At 68.3% G+C, this 26,471-nt stretch carries 26 protein-coding genes; 12 read left to right on the forward strand and 14 right to left on the reverse strand.

Annotated features, from left to right (window positions below; translation table 11 throughout):
• Window positions 1-8 precede the first annotated feature (8 nt).
• Genes JOY29_RS01445 through JOY29_RS01455 form a run of 3 tightly spaced genes read left to right on the forward strand, consistent with a single transcriptional unit; the run spans window position 9 to window position 4,770 of the window.
• On the forward strand, window positions 9-2,219 hold the full coding sequence (locus tag JOY29_RS01445; protein ID WP_300974427.1) for a GumC family protein: 2,211 nt from the start codon (window positions 9-11) through the stop codon (window positions 2,217-2,219).
• Window positions 2,219-3,403: a tetratricopeptide repeat protein gene (locus JOY29_RS01450; protein WP_300974428.1), complete on the forward strand. Its 1,185-nt coding sequence runs from the start codon at window positions 2,219-2,221 to the stop codon at window positions 3,401-3,403. The genes JOY29_RS01445 and JOY29_RS01450 overlap by 1 nt, the downstream gene beginning before the upstream one ends.
• Complete coding sequence (locus tag JOY29_RS01455) at window positions 3,400-4,770, forward strand: O-antigen ligase (RefSeq protein ID WP_300974429.1); 1,371 nt, start codon at window positions 3,400-3,402, stop codon at window positions 4,768-4,770. The genes JOY29_RS01450 and JOY29_RS01455 overlap by 4 nt, the downstream gene beginning before the upstream one ends.
• Here the strand turns inward: JOY29_RS01455 and JOY29_RS01460 are convergent.
• Window positions 4,760-5,797 carry a nucleotidyltransferase family protein gene (locus JOY29_RS01460; RefSeq protein ID WP_300974430.1) on the reverse strand — a complete coding sequence of 346 codons (1,038 nt, stop codon included), beginning with the start codon at window positions 5,795-5,797 and terminating at the stop codon, window positions 4,760-4,762. The two genes, JOY29_RS01455 and JOY29_RS01460, sit on opposite strands and share 11 nt — an antisense overlap.
• Before the next feature lie 50 nt (window positions 5,798-5,847).
• Between JOY29_RS01460 and JOY29_RS01465 the strand changes: the two genes are divergently transcribed.
• Complete coding sequence (locus JOY29_RS01465; RefSeq protein ID WP_300974431.1) at window positions 5,848-6,255, forward strand: lasso peptide biosynthesis B2 protein; 408 nt, start codon at window positions 5,848-5,850, stop codon at window positions 6,253-6,255.
• Window positions 6,252-7,130, forward strand: a complete 879-nt coding sequence (locus JOY29_RS01470; protein WP_300974432.1) for a hypothetical protein — start codon at window positions 6,252-6,254, stop codon at window positions 7,128-7,130. The genes JOY29_RS01465 and JOY29_RS01470 overlap by 4 nt, the downstream gene beginning before the upstream one ends.
• On the opposite strand, the gene JOY29_RS01475 is transcribed toward JOY29_RS01470, so the two are convergent.
• The 4 genes from JOY29_RS01475 to JOY29_RS01490 form a co-directional block, all read right to left on the reverse strand.
• Window positions 7,048-8,328, reverse strand: coding sequence for a multidrug effflux MFS transporter (locus JOY29_RS01475; protein WP_300974433.1), 1,281 nt, complete (start codon window positions 8,326-8,328; stop codon window positions 7,048-7,050). The two genes, JOY29_RS01470 and JOY29_RS01475, sit on opposite strands and share 83 nt — an antisense overlap.
• Window positions 8,329-8,345: 17 nt before the next feature.
• Window positions 8,346-9,134, reverse strand: a complete 789-nt coding sequence (locus JOY29_RS01480; protein ID WP_300974434.1) for an HAD-IIA family hydrolase — start codon at window positions 9,132-9,134, stop codon at window positions 8,346-8,348.
• A gap of 1 nt (window position 9,135) precedes the next feature.
• On the reverse strand, window positions 9,136-10,413 hold the full coding sequence (locus tag JOY29_RS01485) for a dicarboxylate/amino acid:cation symporter (protein WP_300975566.1): 1,278 nt from the start codon (window positions 10,411-10,413) through the stop codon (window positions 9,136-9,138).
• Window positions 10,414-10,576: 163 nt separating this feature from the next.
• Window positions 10,577-12,592, reverse strand: coding sequence for an elongation factor G (locus JOY29_RS01490; RefSeq protein ID WP_300974435.1), 2,016 nt, complete (start codon window positions 12,590-12,592; stop codon window positions 10,577-10,579).
• Between the two features lie 203 nt (window positions 12,593-12,795).
• Between JOY29_RS01490 and JOY29_RS01495 the strand changes: the two genes are divergently transcribed.
• Window positions 12,796-14,043 (forward strand): YihY/virulence factor BrkB family protein, encoded by a 1,248-nt coding sequence (locus JOY29_RS01495; protein WP_300974436.1) that lies wholly within the window; start codon window positions 12,796-12,798, stop codon window positions 14,041-14,043.
• On the opposite strand, the gene JOY29_RS01500 is transcribed toward JOY29_RS01495, so the two are convergent.
• The 3 genes from JOY29_RS01500 to JOY29_RS01510 are packed head-to-tail and all read right to left on the reverse strand — an operon-like array spanning window position 14,040 to window position 16,464.
• Window positions 14,040-14,510, reverse strand: a complete 471-nt coding sequence (locus JOY29_RS01500; RefSeq protein WP_300974437.1) for an NUDIX hydrolase — start codon at window positions 14,508-14,510, stop codon at window positions 14,040-14,042. The two genes, JOY29_RS01495 and JOY29_RS01500, sit on opposite strands and share 4 nt — an antisense overlap.
• Before the next feature lie 39 nt (window positions 14,511-14,549).
• Complete coding sequence (gene rpoH / locus JOY29_RS01505; RefSeq protein WP_300974438.1) at window positions 14,550-15,455, reverse strand: RNA polymerase sigma factor RpoH; 906 nt, start codon at window positions 15,453-15,455, stop codon at window positions 14,550-14,552.
• Between the two features lie 55 nt (window positions 15,456-15,510).
• Window positions 15,511-16,464, reverse strand: coding sequence for an RluA family pseudouridine synthase (locus JOY29_RS01510; RefSeq protein ID WP_300974439.1), 954 nt, complete (start codon window positions 16,462-16,464; stop codon window positions 15,511-15,513).
• Window positions 16,465-16,694: 230 nt separating this feature from the next.
• Between JOY29_RS01510 and JOY29_RS01515 the strand changes: the two genes are divergently transcribed.
• Window positions 16,695-17,321 (forward strand): histidine phosphotransferase family protein, encoded by a 627-nt coding sequence (locus JOY29_RS01515; protein ID WP_300974440.1) that lies wholly within the window; start codon window positions 16,695-16,697, stop codon window positions 17,319-17,321.
• Between the two features lie 4 nt (window positions 17,322-17,325).
• On the opposite strand, the gene JOY29_RS01520 is transcribed toward JOY29_RS01515, so the two are convergent.
• Window positions 17,326-18,315, reverse strand: coding sequence for an NAD(P)/FAD-dependent oxidoreductase (locus tag JOY29_RS01520; RefSeq protein WP_300974441.1), 990 nt, complete (start codon window positions 18,313-18,315; stop codon window positions 17,326-17,328).
• Window positions 18,316-18,375: 60 nt separating this feature from the next.
• Between JOY29_RS01520 and JOY29_RS01525 the strand changes: the two genes are divergently transcribed.
• From JOY29_RS01525 to rplS, 3 genes are read left to right on the forward strand one after another with little or no spacing between them, the layout of a single operon-like run.
• On the forward strand, window positions 18,376-18,708 hold the full coding sequence (locus JOY29_RS01525) for a hypothetical protein (protein WP_300974442.1): 333 nt from the start codon (window positions 18,376-18,378) through the stop codon (window positions 18,706-18,708).
• Window positions 18,705-19,442 carry a tRNA (guanosine(37)-N1)-methyltransferase TrmD gene (trmD, locus tag JOY29_RS01530; RefSeq protein WP_300974443.1) on the forward strand — a complete coding sequence of 246 codons (738 nt, stop codon included), beginning with the start codon at window positions 18,705-18,707 and terminating at the stop codon, window positions 19,440-19,442. Before JOY29_RS01525 ends, trmD begins: the two co-directional genes overlap by 4 nt.
• Entirely contained in the window at window positions 19,439-19,843 is a 405-nt protein-coding gene (gene rplS / locus JOY29_RS01535; protein ID WP_300974444.1) for a 50S ribosomal protein L19, read from the forward strand. Before trmD ends, rplS begins: the two co-directional genes overlap by 4 nt.
• A gap of 63 nt (window positions 19,844-19,906) precedes the next feature.
• Here rplS and JOY29_RS01540 read toward each other — a convergent pair whose 3' ends face one another.
• Window positions 19,907-22,123: a M20/M25/M40 family metallo-hydrolase gene (locus JOY29_RS01540; RefSeq protein WP_300974445.1), complete on the reverse strand. Its 2,217-nt coding sequence runs from the start codon at window positions 22,121-22,123 to the stop codon at window positions 19,907-19,909.
• A 60-nt stretch (window positions 22,124-22,183) separates the two neighbouring features.
• Here JOY29_RS01540 and JOY29_RS01545 point away from each other — a divergent pair, with 60 nt between their 5' ends.
• Window positions 22,184-23,209, forward strand: a complete 1,026-nt coding sequence (locus JOY29_RS01545; protein ID WP_300974446.1) for an aspartate-semialdehyde dehydrogenase — start codon at window positions 22,184-22,186, stop codon at window positions 23,207-23,209.
• Between the two features lie 112 nt (window positions 23,210-23,321).
• On the forward strand, window positions 23,322-23,771 hold the full coding sequence (locus JOY29_RS01550; protein ID WP_300974447.1) for a GFA family protein: 450 nt from the start codon (window positions 23,322-23,324) through the stop codon (window positions 23,769-23,771).
• A 66-nt stretch (window positions 23,772-23,837) separates the two neighbouring features.
• Here the strand turns inward: JOY29_RS01550 and rpsI are convergent, their stop codons facing one another.
• From rpsI to JOY29_RS01570, 4 genes are all read right to left on the reverse strand, one after another.
• Complete coding sequence (rpsI, locus tag JOY29_RS01555; protein WP_300974448.1) at window positions 23,838-24,422, reverse strand: 30S ribosomal protein S9; 585 nt, start codon at window positions 24,420-24,422, stop codon at window positions 23,838-23,840.
• Window position 24,423: 1 nt separating this feature from the next.
• Complete coding sequence (gene rplM, locus JOY29_RS01560; RefSeq protein ID WP_300974449.1) at window positions 24,424-24,903, reverse strand: 50S ribosomal protein L13; 480 nt, start codon at window positions 24,901-24,903, stop codon at window positions 24,424-24,426.
• Between the two features lie 126 nt (window positions 24,904-25,029).
• Entirely contained in the window at window positions 25,030-25,350 is a 321-nt protein-coding gene (gene cutA, locus JOY29_RS01565) for a divalent-cation tolerance protein CutA (protein WP_300974450.1), read from the reverse strand.
• The gene (locus JOY29_RS01570; RefSeq protein WP_300974451.1) at window positions 25,347-26,462 is read right to left on the reverse strand and encodes a COX15/CtaA family protein; all 1,116 of its coding nucleotides are present in this window, start codon (window positions 26,460-26,462) and stop codon (window positions 25,347-25,349) included. The genes cutA and JOY29_RS01570 overlap by 4 nt, the downstream gene beginning before the upstream one ends.
• Window positions 26,463-26,471 lie beyond the last annotated feature (9 nt).

The following is a 26,471-nucleotide window of genomic DNA, read 5'->3' on the forward strand; positions in this document are numbered from 1 at the left end:
CGACCAAGTTGAACCGTGATCTCGCCTTCAGCCCTGCCGGGAATGTTCCGGCCGCTCCGGGCGACATTCCGGTCACGCCGTTGCCGCCGGTCGGGCGCGGGCGTCCGGCGCACCAGACGGCGCACCTCGATCTCGCCAGCCTGCTTCGGATCGTTCGCGAGTGGCGCTGGCTGATCCTCGCGGCAATGGTGCTTGGCCTGGCCGGCGGGATCATCGCCACCATGCTGACGACCCCGCTTTATCGCGCCTTCGTCACGCTCGAGGTCAATCCGCCGCGCGTCCAGGTGCTCGCCAACCAGGAAAGCGAGACGCAGGGCGTCAATTCGTGGGACTTCGTCGCCACTCAAGTCGGGCTGCTGCAGAGCCGGGCGGTGGCCGAGCGCACCGCGCAGGACCTCAATCTCGCTGCCAATCCGGCTGTCGCCGGGACCGGCGGATCGGTGCAGGACCGGCTTCGCGCCGCGACCTCGACGGTAGCCGGCGGCCTCGAAGTAACGGCGCCCGAGGACGGGACCCTGATCCGCTACAGCTATACCTCGGCCGACCCGCAGCTTGCCGCGCGGATCGCCAACGGTGTCGCCGACAGCTTCATCAACGCCGGGCTTCAGCGCCGGTTCGAGAGCTCGGCCTATGCGCGCCAATTCCTCGAGCGGCAGATCAACAAGACCCGCGGCGACCTTGAGCGGAGCGAGCAGTCCCTTGCCCAGTACGCGCAGGCGCAAGGCATCATCACGCTCGGCGGCGGCAATGCCTCAGGTGGGTCGGGTTCGCCGGAAGCGGGCAATTCGCTCCAGGGGGAAAGCCTGGCTGCGCTCAATAATGCACTGGCCGAAGCGACGGCGCGGCGCGTGTCGGCGGAAGGTGCCTACCGCGCGGCTTCGTCGTCGGGACTGACCGCGGACGTCACCGCCTCGACCCAGTTGCTGCGCTCCACGCGGGCCCAGCTCGAGGCGGAATATAGCGAAAAGCGCGCCAGCCTTCAGCCCGAGCACCCCGAGATGATCAGCCTGCGCTCCCGGATCGATGCGCTCGGCCAGCAGATCGCGCGGGAAGGTGCGCAGGTCACCGCCGGGCGGACCAATACGCTGGCGCAAGAATATCGTGGCGCGGTCGCGGCTGAACGAGCGCTGCAGGGCCGCGTGTCGGCGCTGAAGGGTCAGGTGCTCGACCTTCGCGGGCGCAGCGTGCGTTACGCCATCCTGCAGCGCGAAGTGGATACCAATCGCAGCCTCTACGATGCGCTGCTCGGCCGCTACAAGGAGATTGGCGTCGCCGGTGGCGTCGGCAATTCGCCCATCTCGATCGTCGACCGGGCCGAGCCGCCAACGGCACCGTTCAAGCCCAACCTGCCGATGAACCTGCTTGCCGGCCTGGCGCTCGGCCTGTTTGGCGGCGTGGGTGGTGCGATCGGCCTCGACCTTCTGCGCGATACGATCAGGACCCGCGAAGACGTCCGGTCCAAGCTTGGACTCGCCTGCATCGGCCAGATTCCCAAGCGGCAGACCAAGGGCGACTTCGTCGACGACCTCAAGGATCCGGGGTCCGCCGTGTCGGAGGCGTATAGTGCGGCGGCAGCGGCGCTTCGCTTCACCACCGAGCATGGCGCGCCGCGGGTGATGATGGTCACCTCGACCACGCCGTCCGAGGGCAAGTCCTCATCGGTGCTGGCGCTGGCGCAGAATTTCGCCCGGCGCGGCCTGTCGGTGCTGCTGATCGATTCCGACCTTCGCAAGCCCGCCTTCCGAGCGTCAGACGAGGAGATCGGCCTGACCAAGCTGCTCACCAACGACGAGGAAGTGCTCGACCACGTCGCGCCGACGCAGTTCGAGAACCTGTCGCTGCTGCCGTGCGGGCCGCTGCCGCCGAACCCGGCCGACCTGCTGGCGACGACGCGCCTCGGCATGATCATCGAGGAAGCGCTGTTGCACTTCCAGATGGTGATCGTCGACGCGCCGCCCGTGCTCGGCCTCGCCGATGCGCCGCTCATCGCCCATACCTGCCGCAACGTGCTGTTCGTCATCGAGAGCGGCCGCACCCGCACCCGGCAGGCGGCCGAGAGCCTCAACAATCTCGAAGCGTCCGGCGCGCATCTGCTCGGCGGCCTGCTGACCAAATCGACCGAGAGCTCCGGCGATTATGGCTATTACAGCTACCGTTATGGCGAGCTGCGCGACAAGCGTGAGCGGATTGCCCTGATCCCTTACCGCCAGGACGGCTGATGCAGGCGCAGGGGGGCGGGGGAGCGTCGAGGTCCTGGCTGGCCTGGGTCGCTGTTGCGGCGCTGGCCTTGATCGGGGTGCAGGCCGCGCGCTCGGCCCTCGTGGCGGCGGAAGGCGAGCGGCGGCCGGAGCTCGCGCTTAAGGCCTGGCCCGGCCATCCGGTGCCGCTGCGGACGATCGCGCTGCGCGACATTGGTACGGCGGCCGCCCGCGGGCAGGCCCCGGCGCCGGCGACCCTGGCGATGATCGAGCGCTCCGCAAATGGCGCGCCGCTGGCGGCCGAGCCGCTGCTGGTCGCGGCGACCGAGCGGCTGACGGCGGGCGACATGGCGGGCGGACGGCGCCTGCTCGAAGCGGCACTCCGGCGCGATCCTCGCTCGACGGCGGCGCATTTCATGCTCGCCGACCTTGCCATCCGGCAGCAGCGGCTGGGCGATGCGCTGGTCCATGTGACGGTGCTCCAGCGGCGGCTGAAGGGCGGGGTCGACGGCTTTGCCGGGGCGCTGGCCGAATTCGCCAAGCAGCCGGGCGCCTTGGCGCAGCTGGCACCGGTGCTCGGTTCGCAGCCCTCGCTCAGGCGGGCCATGCTTTCGCGGCTCGCGAGCGATCCCGGAGGCGAGGCTGCGCTTCGTGCTCTGGTCCGCCGCGGGGACGCTGCCGAGCAATGGTTCGTCGACGCGGTTCGGATGCGGGCGGCGAGCGGCGACGTCGCCGGCGTTCGGGCGCTGATGACCGCGGCCGGGCAGCCGCTCGGCGGACAGCGGCTGGCGGCCTGGACGGGGGGCGCGGCGACGACGCCGTTCGGCTGGATCTTCGTCAGCGGGGCGGAAGGGACGGCGGAGCCGGTGCTGAACGGGCCGCTTCGGCTGATCTATTATGGCCGGGCGGACACCGTGTTGGCCGCTCACCCGTTGCTCCTGCCACCAGGGCGATATGCCCTCGATTCGACGATGGCCGGCAACCCGCCGGCAGGTCGATTCGAGTGGCGGCTAATCTGCCATCCCGAGAGCCGCGTTATCGCGACCGAGCCGGTGAATGCGGGCGCCCAGCGCCTGTCGATCACGGTCGGTCCCGACTGCCCATCGCAGCGGCTCGAGCTTCACGGACGCATGGGAGACTTCCCCGGCACCGTGTCGGCGGAACTGCAGCGGGTTGCGCTGGTGCCGGTGGGGGGAGGCTCGTGAGCCAGAAGCTCCGCCACGCCATCGTGCCTGCCTTCCTCTTCTGCTGCCTGCTCCTCGGCGGTAGTCCGCAGGGGTTCTGGCGCTATTTCGCGCTCCAGCTCGGCGGCCTGCTGCTGATCGGCTGGGCGCTGGTCTCGACGCGGAAGAGCCATCCGACGCTGGCGGCGAAGCAATTGCTTTGGCTCGGCCTGCTCTGGTTCGGACTGGTGCTGGTGCAGCTGGTCCCACTTCCGCCCGGACTGTGGAGCAGCCTGCCTGGCCGCGAGCCGCTGGTGTCGGGCTTCGTTCTGAGGGGCGAGGCGCTGCCGTGGCTGCCGCTGTCGATGACCCCTGCGACCACGCTCGACATCCTGCCCATGATGGCCGTCCCGCTCGGCATGGTCGTCGGCGTCGTGCTGCTGGGCGCCTACCGGGCGCGCTGGTGCATCGTCGCGCTGGCGCTGGGTACCGTGCTGTCGGTGTTGCTCGGGGCGCTGCAGCTGAGCCAGGGCGGGCCCTACCTCTACCCGCATAGCAACACCGGCGTCGCGACGGGGCTGTTCGCCAACGGCAACCACCAGGCGACCCTGCTGCTCGCGTCCATTCCGTTCCTTGCGGCGCTGATCGGGCGCGAGCGGCGCGGCCGCAAGAAGGGCTCGAGCGCCGTGCCATTGAAAGTGATCGCGGGCGGCACGCTGGTGTTGGTTCTGCTGGGCGTGGCGCTGAATGGTTCGCTTGCTGCGCTCGGGCTGCTGGCGCCGGTGCTGCTGGCGAGCGTAGGCATCGCGCTCCCCAAGCTGCGCCGGGGTGCGCGGATCGCGGCGGGGGCAGGTCTTGCGCTACTGGCCGCCGGAGCGCTCGGGCTCGCGACTTTCACCGACGCTGGCGGGAGCAACAGCTCGATCGCCAGCCGGTCGGAGATCTACGGCCATACGCTGGCGGCGATCGGCGACAGTTTCCCCGTCGGCATCGGCCTCGGCGCCTTCGCGAGCTATTACCGGCTCTACGAGGATCCGGCGGCGGTCACGTCGGTGTTCATCAACCATGCGCACAGTGATCCGCTCGAGTGGTTGCTGGAGACAGGACTTATCGGCGGGATCCTGCTTGTGCTGCTGCTGGGCTGGTGGGCGGTGCAGGCGCTGCGGCTGTGGCGGGCCGAGCAGCGGGATCTCGTAGCGCTGGCCGCGACTGTCGCGTCGGCCGCTATCCTCGCCCACAGCCTCGTCGATTATCCGCTGCGCGATGCGGCGATCCAGGCGGTCTTCGCCCTCTGCCTCGCCTTCATGGCCGAGCCGCGGAGCCATGCCCAGCGATCGGGTGAGCGCACGCGGGGACAACGACCGCCCCGGCACCTGACGCTCGACGACGAGGCGGAGGTCAGCGGATGAACAGGCCGCCGACCTGGCGCAGGCTTTCGCTCATCAGATAATGGGAGCCCGGGATCATCACCAGCTGGGCGAAATGGATCGGCAGGGTCCCGAGCGGCCGGTCGGTCGGCTCCCTTTCGTCGGCAAGCGCCCGCATCGACAGCGCCACGAGGCGCCGCGTTCCGCCATCGACGTCGAGCGATTCGGGGAGCGGCAGCCCGAGGAGGCGGTTGCCAAGGACCATCGCAGCCGCCATCGTCCGACCGGCGCCGAGCCGCGGCGCCTGCTCCACCTGCGCGGCGAGCTTTTCGGGTTCGGTCCGGGCCGCCAGTGCCGCGAAATCGGCGATCCACTTGAGCCGGAACCACGCGCTCGAAGCGCCATGGACCGCAAGATAGGGGAGGAGCAGCCGCTCGGGCAGGGTAGGCAGAACGATGCCGCTGGCGATCTCGACCATGCGCGGGCTGACCGCTGCGGTGACGCTCGGGAGCAGCTTGCGATTGTCGGCGACGCGGCTGTGGAGATCGAGCAAGATGCCGTCGTCGCTGCGCCACAGGCTTTCCTTGCGGCTGCGGTGCCAGTCGGCCGGATCGACCGACGGCTCGGGCACCTCCTGCACATAGCCGAGCCGGCCGAGCAGAGCGGCCGCCTTGGCGATCGCTTCGGGCATGACCAGAAGGTCGATGTCGAGCTGCCGCTTGAGGAACGGGTCGCACCAGGCGAGCGTGCCGAGCGTCTGTCCCTTGATGAACAGGTGCGGCAGCGAGGATGTCGCGAAGGCGCGGTGGATGCGCCCGCTTTCCGCTGCCATCCGCAGCCCGTCCATCGCGATCCTGCGGGCGTCCCAGCCGAGCCGTTCGGCGCCGACGGGCACGATTTCGGCCCGCTCGAGGGTGCGCCAGACGAGGCCCTCCACCCGGTGCCGGCGGGCGACCAGCAGCAGGTGCGCACCATCAGCGGCGGAAAGCTGCGGACGCAGCAGGTCGAGATCGGCGGCATCCAGCCGCGGGCGGCAGCAGGCGGCGACAAGGCTGAGCATGGGCTCCATCGTGACGTCCTTAGCGGCACTGGCGTGCGAGGGAAAAGGAGGCTGGCGTCATGGGCGGCCTGACGAGCGTCGCCCGCCTGCCGTGGCCGGCGCGGCGGCTGGCGATCGAGGCGCTGTCGCTGCTCCCGCGCGCGGCCCTGTCGATCAAGCGGCGGCCCTTCCTGGCGACGGTCGGCTTTGGCGCGGTGCCGATTGGCGCAGCACGGGAGGTAGATGTCGCGTTGCTTGGCAGAATCGTTGCGGCAGTCGCCCGCCGCTTGCCGTTCCGTGCCATGTGCTTCGAGCAGGGGCTGACGGTGCAACGCATGCTCCGCCGGCGCGGACTGCCGGCGGTGCTCCATTACGGCATCGATCCCGCCGACGGGATGCGCGCCCACGTCTGGGTGTCGCTCGATGGCAGGATCGTCCACGGCGGCGAAACCGCGGAAGAGTTCACCGAAGTCGGGTGCTGGGGATGAGCAGGGTTCGCCTGTTCGGACTCACCATCGACAGCGAGATCCCGCTGCCCGGACTGGTACCGGCGCCTGAAGGTGCGCCGGTCGACGTGACGATCCGGCGTGCGCATCTGGCGGGCGAAGCCGATCTGGTGGTCGAGGAAGCGGGCGCTTTCGCGGTACGGGGCGGCTGCGAGATCCTGGTCGATGCGGCGGAAGAGATGCCGGAGCGCAACGTGCGCCTTTACCTCCTCGGCAGCGCCATGGGCATGCTGCTCCACCAGCGCGGCCTGCTCCCGCTCCATGCCAATGCGGTCGCGCTCGACGGGGCGAGCATTGCGGTGGCGGGACCGTCGGGAGCCGGCAAGTCGACCCTGGCCGCCTGGCTGACGGCGCATGGCCAGAAGCTGGTCGGGGACGATGTGGTGGTGGTTCGCCACGGAATGGACGGGCCGATCGTGCACCCGGGCGTGCCGCGCCTCAGGCTGTGGGGCGAGGCGCTCGATCACATGGGTTTCGAGCGAGGAGGCTTTGAACGCTCCTATGTCGACGAGGGCTTCGACAAGTGGGATGTTCCGGTCGCGGGCGAGGCGCTGGCGGCGGAAGGACTGCCGCTCGCCGCCATCTATGTGCTGGAGGACGGGCCGGAGATCGCGATCAACCGGCTGAGCGGGGCGGCGGCGGTGGCGGCCCTGTTCGACCATACCTATCGCGGGCAATATGTTGCGCGGACCGGCGGGCAGGCGCTCCACTTCCGCTCAGCGACAGCCCTGGCCCTGGCGGTGCCGGTGTTCCGGCTCCGGCGGCCGCGCGACCTCAGCCGGCTCGACCTGCTCGGGCAGTCGCTGCTTGGCCATGCGCGTGCTCAAGTCGCTCGAACAGGCGGCGCGGCTCGGTGAGCAGCATCAGGCCCAGCGCGATGCCGCCGCTGAGCGACAGGCCCCAGACATAGGGAAGCTGGGTGCCGTCGAACGCCTGGCCAATGGCAAAGCCGCCGATCGCCGCAAGGATCGTGCTGATCACGCCCTGGAGCGAGGAGGCCATGCCGGCGACCGAAGCCATCTTCTCCATCGCCAGCGTGTTGAGGTTGGACGAGCAGAAGGAAAAGCTGACCAGCACCAGGGCCTGCAGCGCGATGAAACCGATCAGGTCCTCGCCGATGAAGGTGGCGATGAGCGCATGGGTGAGGGCGAGGGTGGCGAAGGCGACCACGCCGAGATGGCCGACGCGCCGCAGACCGTAGCGGCCGACGAGCCGGCTGTTCATGAAACTGGCGAGCGCCATGGGCGCTGCGACGGCGGCAAAGGCGAGGCCAATCAGCTGCGGCTTCTGGAAGACGTCGAACACGATCTGCTGCACCGAAGCCAGATAGGCGATGAGGCCGGCGAACAGGGCGGTCTGGGCCAAGGTGTAGCCGCGCGACTGGGGATCGCTGAAGACGGCTCTGGCACCCTCGATCAGCTCAGCCGGGTTGAGGCTCCTGCGATGTTCAGGTCGGAGGGTCTCCGGCAGCCGCAGCATGCTCCAGACGCCAATGACGAGGCCATAGAGCGCGAACAGCCAGAACACCGCCTGCCAGGGACCGAAGGCGAGGATCAACTGGCCGAGGCTCGGCGCGGCGACGGGCACGATCATGAACACCATGGCGACGAGGCTCATCACCCGGGCCATCGCCTCCCCTTCGAACAGGTCGCGGACCATGGCCATCACCAGCACTCGGCTGGAGGCGGCGGCTGCGCCCTGCAGCGCACGGCCGGCGATCAGCGCCTCGAAGCTTGGCGCAAAGGCGCAGAAGGAGGCGAACAGCACGTAGGCGCCGATGCCGATCGCCAGCGTCGGCTTGCGCCCGAAGCGGTCGGCGAGGGGCCCCCACAGCAGCTGCCCGAAGCCGAAACCAAAGGTGTAGGCGACCAGCACCAGCTGACGCCTATTCTCCTCGGCGACGCTGAAGTGGGTGGCGATCTCCTCCAGCCCCGGGATCATCGCGTCGATGGCGACCGCGTTCATCGCCATCAGTGCGGCGAGCAGCGCGATCGTCTCGCGCGCGCCGGGACGCGGGCCATGCCCGAGGGCGGAAGGATGATTGAGGGAAACCATGGGGTGGGGAGGCGTCCCTACGTCCGAGCGGGGGCGAGGGTTCCAAGGTCCGGCACGATGCCAATCGGCCGCCAGCCATCGGGAAAGCGCGGCTGCTCGCCGGCATGGATGCCGCCGCTGACGAAGATGGCGTCGATGCCATAAGATCCTGCGCCTGCCATGTCGGTCTGGAGCCCGTCGCCGATGGCGAGAACGGTGCTCCTGTCCGTCACGCCGCCGAGCGCCAGCGCATGGTCGTAGATGGCGGGATAGGGCTTGCCGTACCAGATGACCCGCCCGCCGAGCGCTTCATAGGCGTCGGCCAGCGCGCCGGCGCAGATCATCAGCTGGCCTTGGTGATGGACGATGCGGTCGGGGTTGAGGCAGTGCACCAGGACATCGGCAGCGCGCCAATCCGCCAGCCGGCTGGCATAGTCTTCGACTGTCTCCCCCGCAGCGAGGCCGGCGCAGGCAAGTTCGGAAAAGCCCGCGTCGGCGACGATCAGGCCGCCCGCTTCGAGGTCGCGGCGGTCCTCGGGCGTGCCGCAGAAGCCGACCGGGCGCCCCTGCACCGCGGCGAGGCCAGCGGCGCCGGCGGTGACGATACCGTCGTCGAGCGCCGGATCGAGACCGAGGCGGTCGAGCTGGCCGCGGATGGCGGCGGCACTGCGCGGAGCATTGGTGACGAACAGCACGGTCCGCCCCTCGGACTTCCAGCCGGCAAGCGTCTCCGGCACGCCAGGGAAGATGCGCCAGCCGTCATGGACGCATCCCCACAGGTCGCAGAGGATCAGCCGGTAGCGGTCCGGCAGGGCCGAGAGGTTCACGTCAGGCAATCACGGGTGGAGCCGCCGGCCGCTCGTCCTCGGGCGTTTCACTGGTCTCGCCCTTGCTGACCAGGGTCGCCAGGGTCAGGTCACCGGTGACGTTGAGCGTCGTCCGGCACATGTCGAGGAAGCGGTCGACACCAAGCACCAGCCCGATCGCCTCGGGCGGCACGCCGATCTGGGCGAGGATCAAAGCGACTACCGGAAGGCTTCCGGCCGGGACGCCCGCAGTGCCGATCCCTCCAAGGATGCACATCAGCAGCACCAGCAGCTGTTGGGCAATGGTCAGTTCGACCCCGAAGACCTGGGCGAGGAACAGCACCGTGACACCTTCGAAGATGGCGGTGCCATTCTGGTTGGCGGTCGCACCGATGGTCAGCACGAAGCGAGCGACCCGCGGTGGTAGCTTGAGTTCCGTCTCGGCGACCCGAAGCGCGGTCGGCAAGGTAGCGTTGGAGCTCGCCGTCGAGAAGGCCATCAGCATGGCTTCTTGGCTGCCGCGGAAGAACCATCGCGGGGAAAAGCCACCAACGAGCTTCAGGAGCAGCGGGTAGACGATGAACATCTGCGTGCCGAGCGCGGCGAGCACGACGCCGACGTAGATGGCGAGGCGGACCACGAGGTCCCAGCCGAACGCTGCCGACAGGTTGAACATGAAACAGAAGACGGCGATTGGCGCGAGCCGGATGAACATGGTCATCAGCTTCATCGCGACATGAAACAGCCCCTCGATGCCCTCCTGAAGCTTGCGCGCCTGCGGCGTGCGGGTGAGCAGGAGGCCGATGCCGAGGATGAGGCTGAACACCATGACGGCAAGAATGTCATTCTCGCTCATGGCGGTGACCACGTTGCGCGGTACCATCGCGACCAGCGCCTCGAACCCGCTCGGCTTCTCGGCCTGGCCAGCGACGATCTCGCTCGCCCGGGCACCGCCGGCCGCCAGTTGCTCCTGCACCACCGCACGGTCGAAGCCCGAGCCCGGCTTGACGATGTTGGTGTAAGCGAGTGCGACGCCGACACCAACCGCGGTCACCAGCACGGTGAAGACGAGCGTCTTGATGCCGACCCGCTTGAGCGCACCGACGTCGCCCATTTCGGCGATGCCGACCACGAGGGCGCTGACGAGCAGCGGGATGATCAGCATGAAGATGAGGCGAAGGAAGAGATCGCCGACGGTCTTGGTGACGCCGGTCAGGGTCTGGACCCAGGCGAGGTCGGAACCGCCCGCCGCATAAGCGGCGAGGCCGAGCGCCAGACCGGCGACGAAGCCGATCAGCATCTGCCAGTGGAGCGCGAGGCCCTTCTTCTCGACTTCCGCGATACTCACGCCAGCGCTCTCCCTTGGTGACCGTCAATGCGAGGAGCGCAGCGACGAAGCAATCCAGCCTGGCGGTGGATTGCTTCGCTTCGCTCGCAATAACAAGTCCTCGGAGGCCTCTTGCTCAGGCCAGCTCGGCTTCCTGCGCCTTGACGACCTTCTCGGCCATGGCACCGTTCAGTTCGGCGAGATGGTCGAAACTGGCCTCGTAGGTGGCGAGGCCATGGCTGAGGGAGCGGAGTTCGCCCTCGAGCCCGTGGAGTTCGGCCTCTGGCACCAGGGCCTCGACCCGGTCCCAACCGTTCCAGCCGTCGCGGGGAAAGAGGCCGAGCACCTGGCCGCGGCGGGCGGCGAGGGCCGAGCTGGCTTTGCTGGTCGAGGTCGATGGAGTCACCACGACGACGCGGTGGACGGGCTCGAGCAGGTGCGGCTGCGCCGCGGCAAGCGCCTCCTGCATGGCGATCCGGCCGGCGGTGCGGAAGGCAAGCTCGCTTGAATCGACGCTATGGTAGCTGCCGTCGGTGAGCGTCACGGCCACATCCACCACCGGAAATCCGAGTGGCCCCTTGAAGCAGGCATCTCGGACGCCCTGCTCGACCGCCGGAACATACTGGCGCGGGATGGCGCCGCCGTGGATGCGCTCGGCAAAGGTGAAGCCGGCACCACGCTGCTGCGGAGCAAGCTCGATCACGACGTCGCCGAACTGACCGTGCCCGCCCGACTGCTTCTTGTGCCGTCCGCGCTGTGTGACGGAGCGGCGAACCGATTCGCGATAGCCGACGCGCGGTCGACGCTGGGTGACCTTGACCCCATGCCGGCGCTGGAGCCGGGCGAGCACGACCTGCAACTGCTCCTCGTTGACGCCCGAGAGGGTGACGGCGTGGTCCTCGCCGTCATGCTCGACCAGCAACACCGGATCTTCCTCGGCCAGCTTGTGCAGCGCGCCCGACAGCTTGACGTCATCCTTGCGGTCGGCCGGCTGGATGGCGATCCGGACATTGCGGGAGGGGAGGGGCACCTCGGGTGCCGGCGGCAGCGTGCCGCGCCCGAGCCATTCGCCAGCCTTCACCATGTCCGCCTTGGCGAGCGCCACCACGCTGCCGTCCGGCGCCTCGCCGAGCCGAGTGGTCTTCTCGCCCTGGAGCGCGAAGAGGGCGCTGGCCTTCATCGAGCGGCCCTCGCTTGCGCCGAGATCCTGGCCTTCGCGAAGCGATCCGCCGAGCACGCGGCCGATCACGAGCCGGCCGAGCGCATGGGCGTGGCTGACCTTGAACGCGAACAGCGAGGGATCGCCGACGCCGAGGCGGCGGGCAGTGGCTTGCGGGCCGGGCGCTTCATGGCGGATGGCCTTCATCAGCCGCCGCACGCCGAAACCGTTGGAGGCCGAGCCGAACAGGACCGAGACGGCTAGGTTTTCGCCGGTTTCACGGGCAAGGTCGCTCAGCACCGTGTCGAGGGGCGGCGTCTCGTCCATCAGCAGTTGCTCGAGCAGGCGGTCGTCGTGGTCGGCGAGCTGTTCGAGCAGGCGGGTGCGGGCCTGCGCCTCGATCGCGTCCAGCTCGGCCGGCATGGCGATGGGTTCGGATGGCTGTCCCGGGCGATAGTGGAAGGCGCGTTCGAGCGCGACGTCGACGAAGCCGGTGATGCGGTCGCCGCTCGGGATCGGCACCTGGCGGGCGATCAGGGGTGAGACGCTCAAGGGCTGGAGCGCATGGAGCAGCTCGCCGATCGAACCGCGCGCGGCATCGATGCGATTGACGAAGATGAGGTGGGGGATGCCGAGCTCGTCCAGCAACCTGAGGGTCGGCGCGGCGAGCGGGGCGCGGGCGGGATCGGGATCGACCACGACGATGGCGAGGTCGGCGGTGCTGAGCGCCTTGACGCCGTCCGCCTGGAAGCCGGTACCGCCAGGAAGGTCGAGTAGGGCGAAGCGCTCGCCAAGCCATTCGAAGTTCATGACGTTGAGTTCGGTCGAACCGCCGCGGGCGCGGGCTTCGGCGCTGAAGTCGCCGACACTGCTGCCGGCGGCGGTGTCGCCCTGACGGTCAATGGTGCCGCTGGCGAACAGCATGGCTTCGGCAAGACAGGTCTTGCCGGCGCCCGCCGGTCCGACCAGCGCAATGGCTCTGGTTCCCGTCACGGCCTCATGCCGGGGTTTCGCACTTTGCATGGTGCAGCTCTCCTTCGTGCCCGGTTCGGGGCGCGTCGAGTCGCTGCGGGCGCCTCACGCGCCTGGGGGACGGGAAAGGTCTGCCTGTCCGCGCTCTTTGGCAAGGGGAACGGGCGCGCTTCCGCATCAGTTGGACGCGCACACCCGACCTTCTCGAAAGTGACGCGTTCCCAATGGCCACCGCTGCCCGATCCCCGACCGACCAAGGCCGCTCGGCCGACACTCCGCGAGAGATACCCGCGCCAGGATGGATCGCGATCGCCAAGCGGACGTGGAAGGAGGTCGGCAAGGACAATGTCGGAATCGTCGCGGCTGGGGTCGCTTTCTACTTCTTCCTGGCGCTGGTGCCGCTGCTGGGCGCGACGGTGCTGACCTATGGCCTGTTCGCAGAGCCGGAAACGGTGGCGCGGCAGGCGCAGAGCCTTACCTCCTTTCTACCCGGCGAGGCAGCAAGGCTGATCGGCGAGCAGCTGATGAACGTCGTCCAGACCTCTGGCGGCAAGAAGGGCTTCGGGCTGCTCCTTGCCATCGCCGTGGCCTTCTGGGGCGCGCGCAACGCGGCGAGCGCGATCATCACCGCGCTCAACATCGCCTATGAGGAAGAGGAGAAGCGCGGGTTCGTGAAGACCACCCTGCTGGCGCTGGCGATGACGCTTGGCGCGGTGCTGATGGCCGGAGTGGTCGGGGCGGCGATCGGCATATTGTCGGCGCTGGAGAGTCTGCTTCCGACCGCCGGACCGGTCGGGCATTTCTTGGTCGGCCTCGTTACTTACGCCTTCCTCGGCGGGGTCGCGGCAGCGGCGGCGGCGACGCTCTACCGCTATGCGCCGAGCCGCGAGAAGGCGCGCTGGACCTGGCTGACGCCAGGATCGATCTTCTTCGCCGTCCTGTGGCTGCTGCTGACTCTCGGGTTCGGCTTCTACGTGCGCAACTTCGGCAGTTACGGCGCGACCTATGGCAGCCTGTCGGCCGTGGTGGTGCTGCTCACCTGGCTTTATCTGTCGAGCTACGTGCTGATCTTCGGGGCGGAGCTGAACAGCGAGGTCGAGCACCAGACCGGGCGGGATACGACGGCGACGTCGGGTGAGAAGCCGATCGGCGCGCGGGGGGCGTGGAGCGCGGATCATGTGGCGGCTGGTGATGATGGCGGCGGCAGGCCGCAGCACCCCAGGGGAATTGCCCAAGCCCCGTCCGCTCCTCCGCAGCTCCCGCCCCGCGAAGGGGAGGGAGGGGGTCATCCCTATCTCACCAGCCGGATTGCGTCGCGGACCGGGCAGCTGGCGGGGGCGCGGAAGATCTCGATGCTGTCCAGCGGGCTGGCGACGCTCGGGCTCGGCTTCCTGAAGAAGCGCGGCAGCGAGAAGACGGGGGCGGCCCTGCTGGTCACCGCCGCCGGGCTGGCGTTGCTCAGGCGGCGCTAGGCGTCGCCAGCGACCTCGCGGATGATTGGGCCGAGGGCCGGCGGGTGGACGAGCTTGGCCGCCTCCTTTGGCGAGAACCATTGGCGTTGGCGTTCGCCGGCTTCGGGATAGTCATTGGCGACTTCCTCCACCCGGAGCGGGTAGACGGCGACATGCCATTCGATCGGGCCGGCGAGGCGGTATTGCTTGCGCTTGGGCACGATGGCGAGGAGCCGGTTGGCGATTGCGCCGCGCACTCCGGCTTCCTCCCACGCCTCCCGCTCGGCGGTGACCGCCAGCGGCCGACCGCGCAGGGCCCAGCCGCCAGGGATCACCCAGCGGCCGGAAGAGCGGGTCTTGACCAGCAGGACTTCGAGCCGGCCCTCGCGGCGGCGCCAGCAGAGCGCACCCGCCTGCGCCGGACGCCCGCCTAGGCGCGGGACCTCCAGCGTGTAGAGCAGCCGGAACAGACTGGTGTGCACCCCCATGCGGGTCAGCGATATCCGCGGAAACCTACCAGAAGGTGACTAAGCGGCGGGAAGCAGCCGTTGCTCGCCCGCCATCTTCATCAGCGACGCCTGCAGCTTCTCGAAGGCCCGCACCTCGATCTGGCGGATACGCTCGCGGCTGACGCCATAGACCTGGCTCAGTTCCTCGAGCGTCTTGGGATCGTCGGCAAGGCGCCGCTCGGCAAGAATGTGCTTCTCGCGGTCGTTGAGCGCCTCCATGGCACGGGTGAGGAGGTCGTGACGGACACGCTTCTCCTCCTCTTCGGCGACCAGCTCGTCCTGCAGCGGGCCGTTGTCGACGAGGAAGTCCTGCCACTGGCTTTCGGCGCCTTCATCCCCCTTGAGCGGCGCGTTGAGGCTGGTGTCGCCGCCCATGGACATGCGGCGGTTCATCGAGATGACCTCGTCCTCGGTCACGCCGAGATCGGTCGCGATCTTGGTCACGTCCGCGGGCTTGAGATCGCCCTCCTCGAAGGCGTCGATCTGGTTCTTCATCCGGCGAAGGTTGAAGAACAGCTTCTTCTGGGCGGCGGTGGTGCCCATCTTCACCAGGCTCCACGAGCGCAGGATGAATTCCTGAATGCTCGCGCGGATCCACCACATGGCATAGGTGGCGAGGCGGAAGCCCCGGTCGGGTTCGAACTTCTTGACGCCCTGCATCAGGCCGATGTTGCCTTCGGAAATGAGCTCCGAGACGGGCAGGCCGTAGCCGCGATAGCCCATGGCGATCTTGGCCACGAGGCGAAGGTGCGAGTTGACCAGCTGCGCGGCGGCGTCTGTGTCGCCATGCTCGCGCCAGCGCTTGGCCAGCATATATTCCTGTTCCGGCGCGAGTATGGGAAACTTCTTGATCTCGGCCAGATAGCGGTTGAGTCCGGCTTCGCCGGCGCCCGCGGGGATCGATACTGCCTTAGCCTGTGCCATCTGTCTGTCGCGTCCTTCAATGGCAGAGCACGAAAACGCCCTGCCATGTCTAATCCTATACACCAAGTGCCTTGAACAGTTCCTGCATGTCCTTTGGGACAGGGCTGTCGAACGACAAACGGTGCTTCGTCACGGGATGAGTGAAGCCGAGCACCGCGGCATGCAGGGCCTGCCGCTGGAAATTCAATGCCTTGGCAACGGCCGCCACGGCCTTGTTGTTGCGGCCGTAGACTGGATCGCCGACCAAGGAATGGCCGAGACTGGCCATATGCACCCGTACCTGGTGGGTCCGCCCGGTTTCCAGCCGGCATTCGACCAAGGCCGAGTCGCGTCCTACCGATAGCCGCTTCCAGTGCGTCACCGCCCTCTTGCCCCGGCCTTCCTCAACGATCGCGATCTTCTTGCGATTGACCGAGGAGCGGGCGAGCGGGGCATCGACCGTGCCGCTGTCGATCCGGGGAATGCCGTTCACCGCCGCGATATAGCGCCGGTCGATTGTATGGGCGCTGAACTGGCGGGCAAGGCCCTCATGCGCGACGTCGGTCTTGGCGACCACCATCAGCCCCGACGTGTCCTTGTCGATGCGATGAACGATGCCCGGCCGCGCCACCCCGCCGATGCCGCTGAGGCGACCGGCGCAATGGTGGAGAAGGGCGTTGACGAGCGTGCCGTCGAGATTGCCCGCGGCGGGATGGACGACCAGCCCGGCGGGCTTGTCGACGATCAGCAGATGCTCGTCCTCGTGCACGATGACGAGCGGGATGTCCTGTGCCTCGGCCTCGGCCGCGGTCGGAAACGGCACTTCGAGGCGGAAGGCTTCGCTGCCGGCGACCTTGAGCGAGGGATCGCGGACGAGGGCTTCGCCGCGGGTGAGGGCGCCCGACTTGATCAGGCTCTTCAGCCGTTCGCGGGAGAGGGTAGGAAGAGCATCCGCCAGGGCACGGTCCAGCCGCCAGCCCGCATGCCCAGCCTCAAGCGCAACGTCGATGATGTCGGACCCCCCCGCCATGGCCGAGCGAGATGGTGCGCTGCACGGCGATTTCAAGCGGTGCGAACCTGAACAAGGTCACAAAGGTCACCGGTGGCGGGGGTGTCGCGGCGCCCGGGAGGGAGGCTGGAAGAAAGGCCGGCAGGGAAGGACAAGTCGCGGAGGAACACCGTCCGAGCACATCATGTGAAATCCTACTTGGCAAGGGCGGCGCTTGCGCCCGCTTTGCCATTCGGCCAGTTGAGGAGCCCATGAACGCGATCGAACTCGCCAGCCTGCTTTGCTCGCGGCTGTGTCACGACCTGCTGTCGCCAGTGGGCGCACTCAACAACGGCATCGAGCTGATGGCCGACGAGCAGGACCCGGAGATGCGGGAGCGCTGCCTCGAGCTGCTTGCCGAAAGCGCGCGGGCGAGCGCCGCCAAGCTCAAGTTCTTCCGCCTGGCGTTCGGGGCCGGCGGCGGCTTCGGTGCGGAGATCGACACGCGCGAGGCGCGGACGGCACTCGAAGGGCTGTTCGGGGCGGAAAAGAAGATCACGCTTGGCTGGATGGTGTCGGCCGAGAAGCTGCCCAAGGATGCCGTCAAGGTGCTGCTCAACCTCGCGCTGGTCGCGGGCGACGCGCTGGTCCGCGGCGGGCAGCTCGACATCGGTGCCGAGAAGGGCGCCAACGGGACCGAGATCGTCATCCGTGCCGAAGGGCCGCGGCTGCTGCTCGACCCCAACCTGCGGGCGACGCTGGAGCGCGGCGCGGTCGGCCAGGTCGAGCCGCGGGCGGCCGGCGCGTGGCTGGCCCATGCGCTCATCACCGAAGGCGGCGGCAAGCTGCAGATTTCGCCGGCGGAGAGCCCGGTGCTGCTGATCGGGGCGGTATTCTGAAGCGCTAGGCGTCGCCCGCTTCAACCCGCTCGCGTTTCGTTTCGTTCGCTTCCGGCAGCACTACCGGTTGCCGCCTCAGTGGGCGCTTGGCGGCAAGGTCGTTGCGGATGGTGGTGGCGGCCTGTCCGCCTTCGCCCATGGCGTGGCTGATCTGGTCGAGGCCGTGGACGACGTCGCCGGCGGCGTAGAGGCCATCGATGCTGGTGCGCATCTTCTCGTCGCAGACGAGGCAGCAATCCTCCTCGTTGATCTCGGCCCCCACCATCTGCGCCAGCCCGGTATGGGTATCGCTCCCGAGCGCGGGATAGATGCTGTCGAAGCTGAGCAGGCCGTCGGCGGTGTCGATGGTGATGCAATTCTCGACGCAGCCGATCGCCTCGGCGGGGCCGTCGACAAGCGCAACGCCCGCTTCTTCGAGCCGCCTGCGATCGTCCTCCGGCAGGTCGAGCGCGCTGTCCGGAGCGATCAGCGTCACGTCTGCGGTGTAGGAGCGCAGGAAGATCGCTTCGCCGACCCCGCCCTTGCCCGAGCCGATAATCCCGACGCGCTTGTCGGTCACTTCATAGCCGTCGCAGATCGGGCAGTAGCGGATCAGCCCGCGCGCCATGGCCTCGTCGTGAAGCTCCGGGTCCATCGGCGGCTTGCGGTTGGTGAGACCGGTCGCGAGCAGGACGGCGCGGGCGCGCTGGGGGCCAGCGCCCCAGTCGGCGGAGAACAGCCCGTCTTCGTCCTTGTCGAGGCGGTGGACCCGGCCGGTTTCGATCTTGGTGCCATATTTCTGCGCCTGGGTCCGCATCAGCTCCAGCAATTCCTTGCCGTTGATCCCGTCGGGATAGCCGGCATGATTGTGGGAGCAAGGGATCCAGCTTGCCCGGCTCTTGCCTTCGTCGACGACGACGATGTCGAGGTGAAAGCGGGATAGATAGATGGCGGCGGTGAGGCCGGCGGGGCCGCCGCCGACGATCAGCACGTCAATGGGTTCTTCGGTGGACATTGCCGCGCAATGAGCGGCGCGGCTTGGCGGTTCCCCGTGGAGTGATTAGACGCCCCTTCGATGATTGCTTACGCCGTCCTTTCGCCCTGGGCATGGCTGACCGTGCTGTTGGTGTTTGGAGTCACTGCGTTGCTCGGCGGCTGGTTGTTGAAGCAGCGGCGGACCGATTGGACCGTGCGGCGGCGGATGGTGACGGCTGCGTTGCCAGGACCGACCCTGTGCCTGGTCGTGGGCGGCATCCTTGCCGTGCTCGGCCTTACCCCAAGCGAGGATGACTGGGGTCCGCTCGTCGCGGCTGCGATGGTGCAGCTTGCAGTCGTGCTCGGGCTTGTCGCCTTCGTGCTTGGACTGATCATGGCCGGGCTTGTCGAAGTGGCCGGGCGGCGCCCATGACCTTCCGCGCCTCGGTCCTCACCCTCTACCCCGACATGTTCCCGGGACCGCTCGGCGCCAGCCTTGCCGGTCGCGCGCTTGAGCAGGGTATCTGGAGCCTCGACGCCACCAACATCCGCGACTTCGCCATCGACAGGCACCGGACGGTCGACGACACTCCAGCCGGAGGCGGGGCGGGGATGGTGCTGCGCTGCGACGTGCTCGCCGCCGCGATCGACAGCGTCGCTGACGGCCGCCCGATCCTCGCCATGAGCCCGCGCGGCGCCCCGCTCACCCAGGCCCGCGTGCGCAACCTCGTGGCAGGCGAGGGCGCCATCATCCTATGCGGCCGCTTCGAGGGCTTCGACGAGCGCATCTTCGAAGCCCGCGCCGTGGAACCCGTCTCGATCGGCGACTACATCCTCTCCGGCGGCGAGCTTGGCGCGATGGTCCTGCTCGATGCTTGCGTTCGGCTGCTTCCCGGCGTAATGGGCGCGCCCACAAGCGGTGTGGACGAGAGCTTCGAAACGGGGCTGCTCGAACATCCGCATTATACCCGACCTCAGACATGGGAAGGGCGCACGATCCCCGAAGTGCTGCGATCGGGGGATCATGCGAAGATTGCCGCTTGGCGCAAGGCAAGGGCGATCGAGGACACACGGCTACGGCGGCCGGACCTGTACGAGCGCCATGGGGGCGTCTCGCAGGCGTCGCCCTCTGGTGCGCGGCAACGAGACGAAGGTAGATCGAAGTGAACCTGATTCAGACCCTCGAGCGCGAGCAGATCGACGAGCTCACCGCCAAGCGCGCCATCCCCGAATTCCGTCCGGGCGACACGCTCCGCGTCGGCGTCCGCGTCGTCGAAGGCGAGCGCACCCGCGTCCAGAATTACGAGGGCGTCTGCATCGCCCGTTCGAACAAGGGCATCGGTTCGAACTTCACCGTCCGCAAGATCAGCTTCGGCGAGGGCGTCGAGCGCGTCTTCCCGCTCTATTCGCCGACCATCGAGACGATCGAGGTCGTCCGCCGCGGTGCCGTCCGCCGCGCCAAGCTCTATTATCTGCGCGGCCGCACCGGCAAGTCGGCCCGTATCGCCGAGCGCCGCGACCCGCGTCCGGCCAAGGGCGCCGCCCAGGCCGGCAACGCCGAGGGCTAAGCCCGACAGGCATTGCCGATCGACAAGAGGGCTCGACCGCCGGTCGGGCCCTTTTTCGTTGGTTCAAAGGCGGAGCCTGCTCACCAGCAGAGTCGAGTCGGGGACATATTGTGCGCGGGCGTTTCGCGGCTGGGCCGCCTTGAGCGGGATGGCGGCGGGGGGGAGGGACCAGCGGGTGTCCGTGATGATGAACTCGACCGGCCGGGGCCCGAGCAGCAGTTCGAAGGTGGCGCCGTCGCAGGAGCGGCCGGTGCAGCCGAGGAGATAGCGGCCGGACGCACCCTCGCTCGCCGGGGTCCGCATCAGGCCCGGCATGCCGAGCGCGCGGACGGGGGCGTCAGCGGCGGCGGAAAGCGCGACATCCTCGGCGCCATTGGCCTCGATCCGCAGGCGCACGCGGCGGCCGCCAGGAACGTTCACCGCCTCGACCGGGATCAGCCGGGCCGGCACCAGGCCGCCGACCAGCGGCGCGGGAGCGATCCAGCGCTGGCGCCGGCTGAACGGCAGGCTTCCGAACCGCCAGTCGCCGAAGCGCCGCCACTCGCCGGGCAGGCTCCTGCGATCGTTGACCACCGACCAGACCGGCTGCTTCTCGGCGGAGTCGAGGACATACTGGAGCGACCATTGCTGCTGGCGGTCGGTGCTGTAGGCGGGCGCGAGCGCGGCCGGGAGCCAGGCGAGGGCGGCGAAGGCGAGGGCGGCGGCCAGCAATCGGCGGCGCTGTTCTCCCTCGAGCAGCGGGCGGGCCTCGATCAGCCAGGGAAGGATGATGAGGCCGCCGAAGAGGGCGAAGACCCACAGGGGGCCGCCATTGAGCAGGTCCTGGAGCAGCCCGAGCATGCCTCCGAGCATGACAAAGACGAGCAGCGCCGCGATCAGGTTCGCCGGCACGAGCACCGCTTCGGACCGGCGGCGGAGCGTCGCTGCCAGGGCGTAGAGCAGGGGCGGGATCACGAAATAGATGAGCGCGCCCGAGGCGATGCTGGTGAGCCCGAGGCCGAGGCCGACGAACAGCAGCCACCAGGCAGCGCGGAGCTGGGGCAGGCGGAAGCGCGACGCGCCGACCAGCGCCAGGCCGGCCGCGATCACGCCGGCATAGATGGCAAGCTCGGTCACCGTGGGGTGGGCGCGCCAGAACTGGCCTTCTCGAGCAAGTCCGACGATTGTCAGGCCCGCCCAGGCGAGCGCGGTGCCGGCGGCGAGGCTGACGGCCAAAAGGAGCAAGGCGCCCCAGGCCTTCTCGACCCACACCAGGCGGAGCAGCAGCAGGAAGGCAGCGGCGGCCAAAGCCAGGCCGAGCAGGAAGGGCATGGTGAGGAGGAAGGAGGTGCCGATGTTGGTGAACAGCATCTCGGCCTCGGTCACCCGCGGAGTGCCGGCGGATAGGGCGGTGCCGACCTCCATCAGCTGGTCGCCCATGTGCTGGAGCGTGGCGACATCCATGCCGGCGAGGTCGTCGCCCGGCGAATGGTAGCGCGTTTCGTTGCCGATCGGCGCGAAGTTGAGGGTCAGCCACCGACGCTCCTCGGCGAAGGTGTTGACGTCGGTGTAGTTGGGGATGAGCCGGTAGGCGCTGACCGCGAGGCTGCTGGCGACGGGGTTGGTCACGTGATCGCGGAAGAGGGCGACAGGCGCGCGGTTCGGGAGCGAGGTCTCGAACATGTTGACGGGACCGGCGGTGCCGCGCGCCTCAAGGTTGATCAGCGCATCGACGCGGCGGCTCAAGGGATCGGCATCGACGAAGGCGCGGGCGCCGACGAGGCCCAGTTCCTCGCCCTCGTTGAAGAGGAAGGTGACGGGCCGGCCGAGCGGGCGGTCCTTCATCAGCGAGGCGGCTTCCAGCATGGCGGCGACGCCCATGCCGGCGTCCGAGGCACCGGGGCCGACGGGCACGCTGTCATAGTGGGAATTGACGAGCAGGTGCGGCTTGCCGTTGTCAGGACCGAGGGTCGCGATGACGTTGCGGACCCGCGCGCAGCTGACGCCGCGCTGCTTGAACAGACCGTTGCAGGCGAAGCGGTCGTCGATGCGCGGGGTGAGGCCCATCCGGCGAAGTTCGGTGACGAGGCGGTCGCGGACGGAGTCGCTGGCGGCGCTGTCGGCGGGGTGGGGCGCCTGGTCGCCAAGGATCCGGGCGAGCCGGTCCCTGGCGCGCGGGGCGTCGAACTGGCCGGGCGCATTGGCTGAGCGGACGGGCGGCGGCCGGGTCAGCGAACGGGTCGCGGCCATGGCGGCCAGCAGCCCCAAGACGATCAGTCCCAGAACCAGTGCCTTGCGCATGCCCGTCCCCCTCGCCACTTGCGGCAAGCCACGATAAGGGCGCGCTCAAGGAGAACAAGCATGGGTTATCGGGTCGTCGTGGTCGGCGCGACGGGCAATGTCGGGCGCGAGATGCTGCAGATCCTGTCGGAACGGCAGTTCCCGCTCGACGAGGTGGCGGCCGTGGCGAGCAGCCGCAGCCAGGGCGATATCATCGACTTCGGCGATAGCGGCGAAGAACTGAAGGTCAGCAACCTCGAGCATTTCGACTTTGCCGGATGGGACATGGCCCTGTTCGCGGCCGGTTCCTCGGTCAGCAAGGTCCACGCCCCGCGTGCGGCCGCTGCCGGGTGCACGGTGATCGACAACAGTTCGCTCTACCGCATGGACCCCGACGTGCCGCTGATCGTGCCGGAGGTGAACCCGGAGGCGCTGGCCGGCTACAAGGCCCGCAACATCATCGCCAACCCCAATTGCTCCACCGCGCAGATGGTGGTGGCGCTGAAGCCATTGCACGACGCCGCCGGCATCAAGCGGGTGGTCGTTTCGACCTATCAGTCGGTGTCCGGCAGCGGCAAGCAGGGTATGGACGAGCTGTTCAACCAGTCGCGCAACATCTTCGTCGGCGATTCGGTCGAGCCCAGCTTCTACCCCAAGCAGATTGCCTTCAACGTCATCCCCCACATCGACGACTTCCTCGACGACGGCTCGACCAAGGAAGAATGGAAGATGGTGGTCGAGACCAAGAAGATCCTCGATCCCAAGATCAAGGTGACGGCCACCTGCGTCCGGGTGCCGGTGTTCGTCGGTCATTCGGAAAGCATCAACATCGAGTTCGAGCGCGAGATCGGTGCCAAGGAAGCCCAGGAGATCCTGCGCGAGGCGCCGGGGGTCATGCTGGTCGATAAGCGCGAGCCGGGCGGCTATGTGACGCCGGTCGAGTGCGTCGGCGACTATGCGACCTTCATCAGCCGTGTGCGCGAGGACCCGACGGTCGAGAACGGCCTCAACCTGTGGTGCGTCAGCGACAATCTGCGCAAGGGCGCGGCGCTGAACGCGGTCCAGATCGCCGAGCTGCTCGGCCGCAAGCATCTGCAGAAGGGCTGACCCTCCTCATCCGTCATCCCGGGCTTGAGGCGGGATCCCGCTTCTTTCCTCCTCGCTTGACCGCCAAAGCGGGACCCGGATGATGTCCGGGATGACGACAGGGAGGATGACGATGGCTGAGATGAGCGGTGGCTGCCTGTGCGGCGCGAAAAGGTTCACGGTCGACATCCCCGACGACCCCCACGCCTACCTCTGCCACTGCCGCATGTGCCAGAAGGCCAGCGGCAACGTCAGCCTGGCGATGGTCGGGGTCAAGCAGGCCGATGTGACCTGGGATAGAGAGCCCGACTGGTACCGGAGTTCTCCCATCGCCGAGCGGCCGTTCTGCGCGACCTGCGGGACGAGCCTCGGCTTCCGGTTCCTTGAAGGCAGCGAGAACATGGACCTGACCGTGGCCGCTTTCGACGACCCGTCGGTCTTCACACCCCGAAGCCATTTCGGCGCGGAGAGCATCAACCGCGCTTGGCTCAATACCGAGGGCCTGCCCGAGCAGCGTACCGACGAATATGAAAAACTTCAGGACAAGTGGCGCAAGGCCGGCGCCTCGCCGCCCACGCTCTGAGCGGCAGCCAAAAGAAAAGGCGCCCCGGATGAACCGGGACGCCCCTTCTGTTCGAATGAGAAAAGCTTAGCGCTTCGAGAACTGGAAGCTGCGGCGAGCCTTGGCGCGGCCGTACTTCTTGCGCTCGACGACGCGCGGGTCGCGGGTGAGGAAGCCGGCGCGCTTCACCGTGGTGCGCAGGATCGGCTCGTAGCGCGACAGCGCCTGGGCGATGCCGTGAAGTACCGCACCGGCCTGGCCCGACAGACCGCCGCCCTTAACGGTGGCGATGATGTCATACTGGCCGACGCGGTCGGTGATGCCGAACGGCTGGTTGATGACCAGGCGCAGGGTCGGGCGGGCGAAATAGACTTCCTGGTCGCGGCCGTTGACCACGATCTTGCCCGAGCCCGGCTTCAGCCAGACGCGCGCGACGGCGTCCTTGCGGCGGCCGGTCGCATAGGCGCGGCCGAACTTGTCGAGCTGCTGCTCGCGCAGCGGAGCCTCGGACTGGGCCGGGACGAACGGAGCCGGCTCGTCCGAAGCTTCGGCTTCGGGAGCGGCGCCGTCAGCGGCGGCTGCGGTCTCTGCCGGAGCGTCGGCGGCCTCGGGGGCCGGGGCCGGCTGGCTGGTCAGAGCACCGAGATCGGCGAGGGACTTCTTGTCGGCCATGTTATGCGCCCACCTTATTCTTGCGGTTCATCGACGCGACGTCGAGCGGCTGCGGGTCCTGACCGGCATGCGGATGCTCGGTGCCGTTGTAGAGGTGCAGCGCACGCATCTGGTCACGGCCGAGGGGGCCGCGCGGGATCATCCGCTCGACAGCCTTCTCCAGCACGCGCTCGGGGAACTTGCCCTCGAGCACCTTGGCGGCGGTGACTTCCTTCAGGCCGCCGGCATAGCCGGTGTGCTTGTAGTAGATCTTCTGCTGCGTCTTGCGGCCGGTGAAGCGCACCTTGTCCGCGTTGATGACGATGACATGGTCACCGCAATCGACGTGCGGGGTGAAGCTCGGCTTGTGCTTGCCGCGCAGGATGTTGGCGATGATCGTGGCGACACGGCCGACGACCAGGCCTTCGGCATCGATCAGATGCCACTTCTTCTCGACCTCAGCCGGCTTGGCCGACTTGGTGGTCTTCATCAGCGCCTTCATGGCTGAAAACCCTTTTTCAAACAGGAAAACGCCACCCGGCAGGGCAGCGCTTGTGAGGGGCTAATCGCGGGAGAGCGTCAGAAAGTCAAGCAAAACAGCGATGTTCAAGGCGGGTAAAATGATACCCTATAGCTGAAGGACGCTCTGTTCGACCCAGTCGCCATAGTCGGCGAGCAGCCGGTCGATCGGCCAGACGGCGATGGCCGGCACGTCATAGCTGTGAAGGAGGGCGATGCGTTCGATCAGGCGGTCGGCGACGGTGTCGCTGGTCTTGAACAAAGCGGGGACTTCGGCCGCTTCCTCGATCGCGCCCTGCCAGCGGTAGATGCTCCGGCAGGGGGAAAGGATGTTGACGCAGGCGGCGAGGCTCTCCTCGACGACGGTTCGCCCGATCCGCTCCGCTTCCTCGGCGTCGGCGAAGACGCAGTAGACGGTGACGACCGTCATCGTCCCTCGGCTGGGCTGGGCACGAGCGGGGCGGCGGTGCCTGCCGCTTCACCATTGGTGCCGGGCGACGCCGCGGCCCGGGTGCTGCCCTCGGCGACCGCCAGCCGGTGGGCTGCTGCGACGAAGGCGGCGATGACGAGGGTGGCCATGGCCTGGTGGGCGACCGCGATGTTGAGGTCGACTCCGGACAGGAGGGTGAGGATGCCGAGCAGGATCTGCAGGCCGACGGCGACATGGAGGGCGAGGCTCTGCGGGCGTCCGCCGGCGCGCTTGACCTTGGCCGCCAGCAGGATCGCCACCGCCAGCACGCCGAAGGCCAGCCAGCGGTGGATGAACTGCACGGTGATCGGATTGTCGACGAAGTTGCGAACGGCCGGCTCAAGCCACGGGGCGGCGGCGGGATAGAGTTCGTCGCCCATCAGCGGCCAGCTGTTGAAGGCATAGCCGGCGTCGAGGCCGGCGACATAGGCGCCGAACAGAAGTTGCAGCGCGAGGATGGCGAAGGCCCAGATGGCGAGCGTCGGGACCCGCCGCGGCCGGGCGCCCGGCGAGCGCAGGTCGAGCGCCAGCCACAGCGCGAAGGCGAAGATGAAGAAGGCGGTCAGCAGGTGGACGGCGAGCCGCAGGTGGCTGACGTCGGTGCGCTGGGTCAGTCCGCTCGCCACCATCCACCAGCCGATCGCGCCCTGGACGCAGACAAGGAGGAAGATGCTGGCGACCTTGAGGCCATAGCCCTTGGGGATGGCGCGACGGGCGGCGAACCAGAGCAGGGGAAGGAGGGCGGCGAGGCCGATGACACGGCCCAGCTGCCGGTGCACCCACTCCCAGAAGAAGATGTTCTTGAACTCGTCGAGGCTCATGCCGCGGTTGATCTGCTGATATTCCGGAATGCGCTTGTAGAGCTCGAACTCTTGGCTCCACTGGGCTTCGGTCAGCGGGGGAATGGCGCCGGTGATCGGCTTCCACTCGGTGATCGACAGCCCGCTTTCGGTCAGCCGCGTGATCCCTCCGACCACGACCATGACGAAGATCAGGCCGCACAGGCTGAGCAGCCAGTTGGCGATGGCGAGCGGGCGGGCGGTCGGCGGCTGGAGCGCAGGGGCGGCGGACATGGGGCGCCA

It is taken from the genome of Sphingomonas sp. LHG3406-1 (genome assembly GCF_029637485.1).
In the GTDB taxonomy this organism is placed as follows: Bacteria; Pseudomonadota; Alphaproteobacteria; order Sphingomonadales; family Sphingomonadaceae; genus Sphingomicrobium.

Excerpts from the sequence above, each read along its gene's own strand:
- trmD (WP_300974443.1), top strand. The coding sequence starts at position 18,705 with ATGACCTTCCGCGCCTCGGTCCTCACCCTCTACCCCGACATGTTCCCG.
- JOY29_RS01550 (WP_300974447.1), top strand. The coding sequence starts at position 23,322 with ATGGCTGAGATGAGCGGTGGCTGCCTGTGCGGCGCGAAAAGGTTCACG.
- JOY29_RS01475 (WP_300974433.1), bottom strand. The coding sequence starts at position 8,328 with ATGGTTTCCCTCAATCATCCTTCCGCCCTCGGGCATGGCCCGCGTCCC.
- JOY29_RS01470 (WP_300974432.1), top strand. The coding sequence starts at position 6,252 with ATGAGCAGGGTTCGCCTGTTCGGACTCACCATCGACAGCGAGATCCCG.
- JOY29_RS01500 (WP_300974437.1), bottom strand. The coding sequence starts at position 14,510 with ATGGGGGTGCACACCAGTCTGTTCCGGCTGCTCTACACGCTGGAGGTC.
- JOY29_RS01525 (WP_300974442.1), top strand. The coding sequence starts at position 18,376 with ATGATTGCTTACGCCGTCCTTTCGCCCTGGGCATGGCTGACCGTGCTG.
- JOY29_RS01450 (WP_300974428.1), top strand. The coding sequence starts at position 2,219 with ATGCAGGCGCAGGGGGGCGGGGGAGCGTCGAGGTCCTGGCTGGCCTGG.
- JOY29_RS01570 (WP_300974451.1), bottom strand. The coding sequence starts at position 26,462 with ATGTCCGCCGCCCCTGCGCTCCAGCCGCCGACCGCCCGCCCGCTCGCC.
- JOY29_RS01465 (WP_300974431.1), top strand. The coding sequence starts at position 5,848 with ATGGGCGGCCTGACGAGCGTCGCCCGCCTGCCGTGGCCGGCGCGGCGG.
- JOY29_RS01495 (WP_300974436.1), top strand. The coding sequence starts at position 12,796 with ATGGCCACCGCTGCCCGATCCCCGACCGACCAAGGCCGCTCGGCCGAC.
- cutA (WP_300974450.1), bottom strand. The coding sequence starts at position 25,350 with ATGACGGTCGTCACCGTCTACTGCGTCTTCGCCGACGCCGAGGAAGCG.
- JOY29_RS01520 (WP_300974441.1), bottom strand. The coding sequence starts at position 18,315 with ATGTCCACCGAAGAACCCATTGACGTGCTGATCGTCGGCGGCGGCCCC.
- rpsI (WP_300974448.1), bottom strand. The coding sequence starts at position 24,422 with ATGGCCGACAAGAAGTCCCTCGCCGATCTCGGTGCTCTGACCAGCCAG.
- JOY29_RS01460 (WP_300974430.1), bottom strand. The coding sequence starts at position 5,797 with ATGGAGCCCATGCTCAGCCTTGTCGCCGCCTGCTGCCGCCCGCGGCTG.
- JOY29_RS01485 (WP_300975566.1), bottom strand. The coding sequence starts at position 10,413 with ATGCTGATCGGCTTCGTCGCCGGTCTGGCGCTCGGCCTCGCCGCTTAT.
- rplM (WP_300974449.1), bottom strand. The coding sequence starts at position 24,903 with ATGAAGGCGCTGATGAAGACCACCAAGTCGGCCAAGCCGGCTGAGGTC.
- rpoH (WP_300974438.1), bottom strand. The coding sequence starts at position 15,455 with ATGGCACAGGCTAAGGCAGTATCGATCCCCGCGGGCGCCGGCGAAGCC.
- JOY29_RS01510 (WP_300974439.1), bottom strand. The coding sequence starts at position 16,464 with ATGGCGGGGGGGTCCGACATCATCGACGTTGCGCTTGAGGCTGGGCAT.
- JOY29_RS01515 (WP_300974440.1), top strand. The coding sequence starts at position 16,695 with ATGAACGCGATCGAACTCGCCAGCCTGCTTTGCTCGCGGCTGTGTCAC.
- JOY29_RS01545 (WP_300974446.1), top strand. The coding sequence starts at position 22,184 with ATGGGTTATCGGGTCGTCGTGGTCGGCGCGACGGGCAATGTCGGGCGC.
- JOY29_RS01540 (WP_300974445.1), bottom strand. The coding sequence starts at position 22,123 with ATGCGCAAGGCACTGGTTCTGGGACTGATCGTCTTGGGGCTGCTGGCC.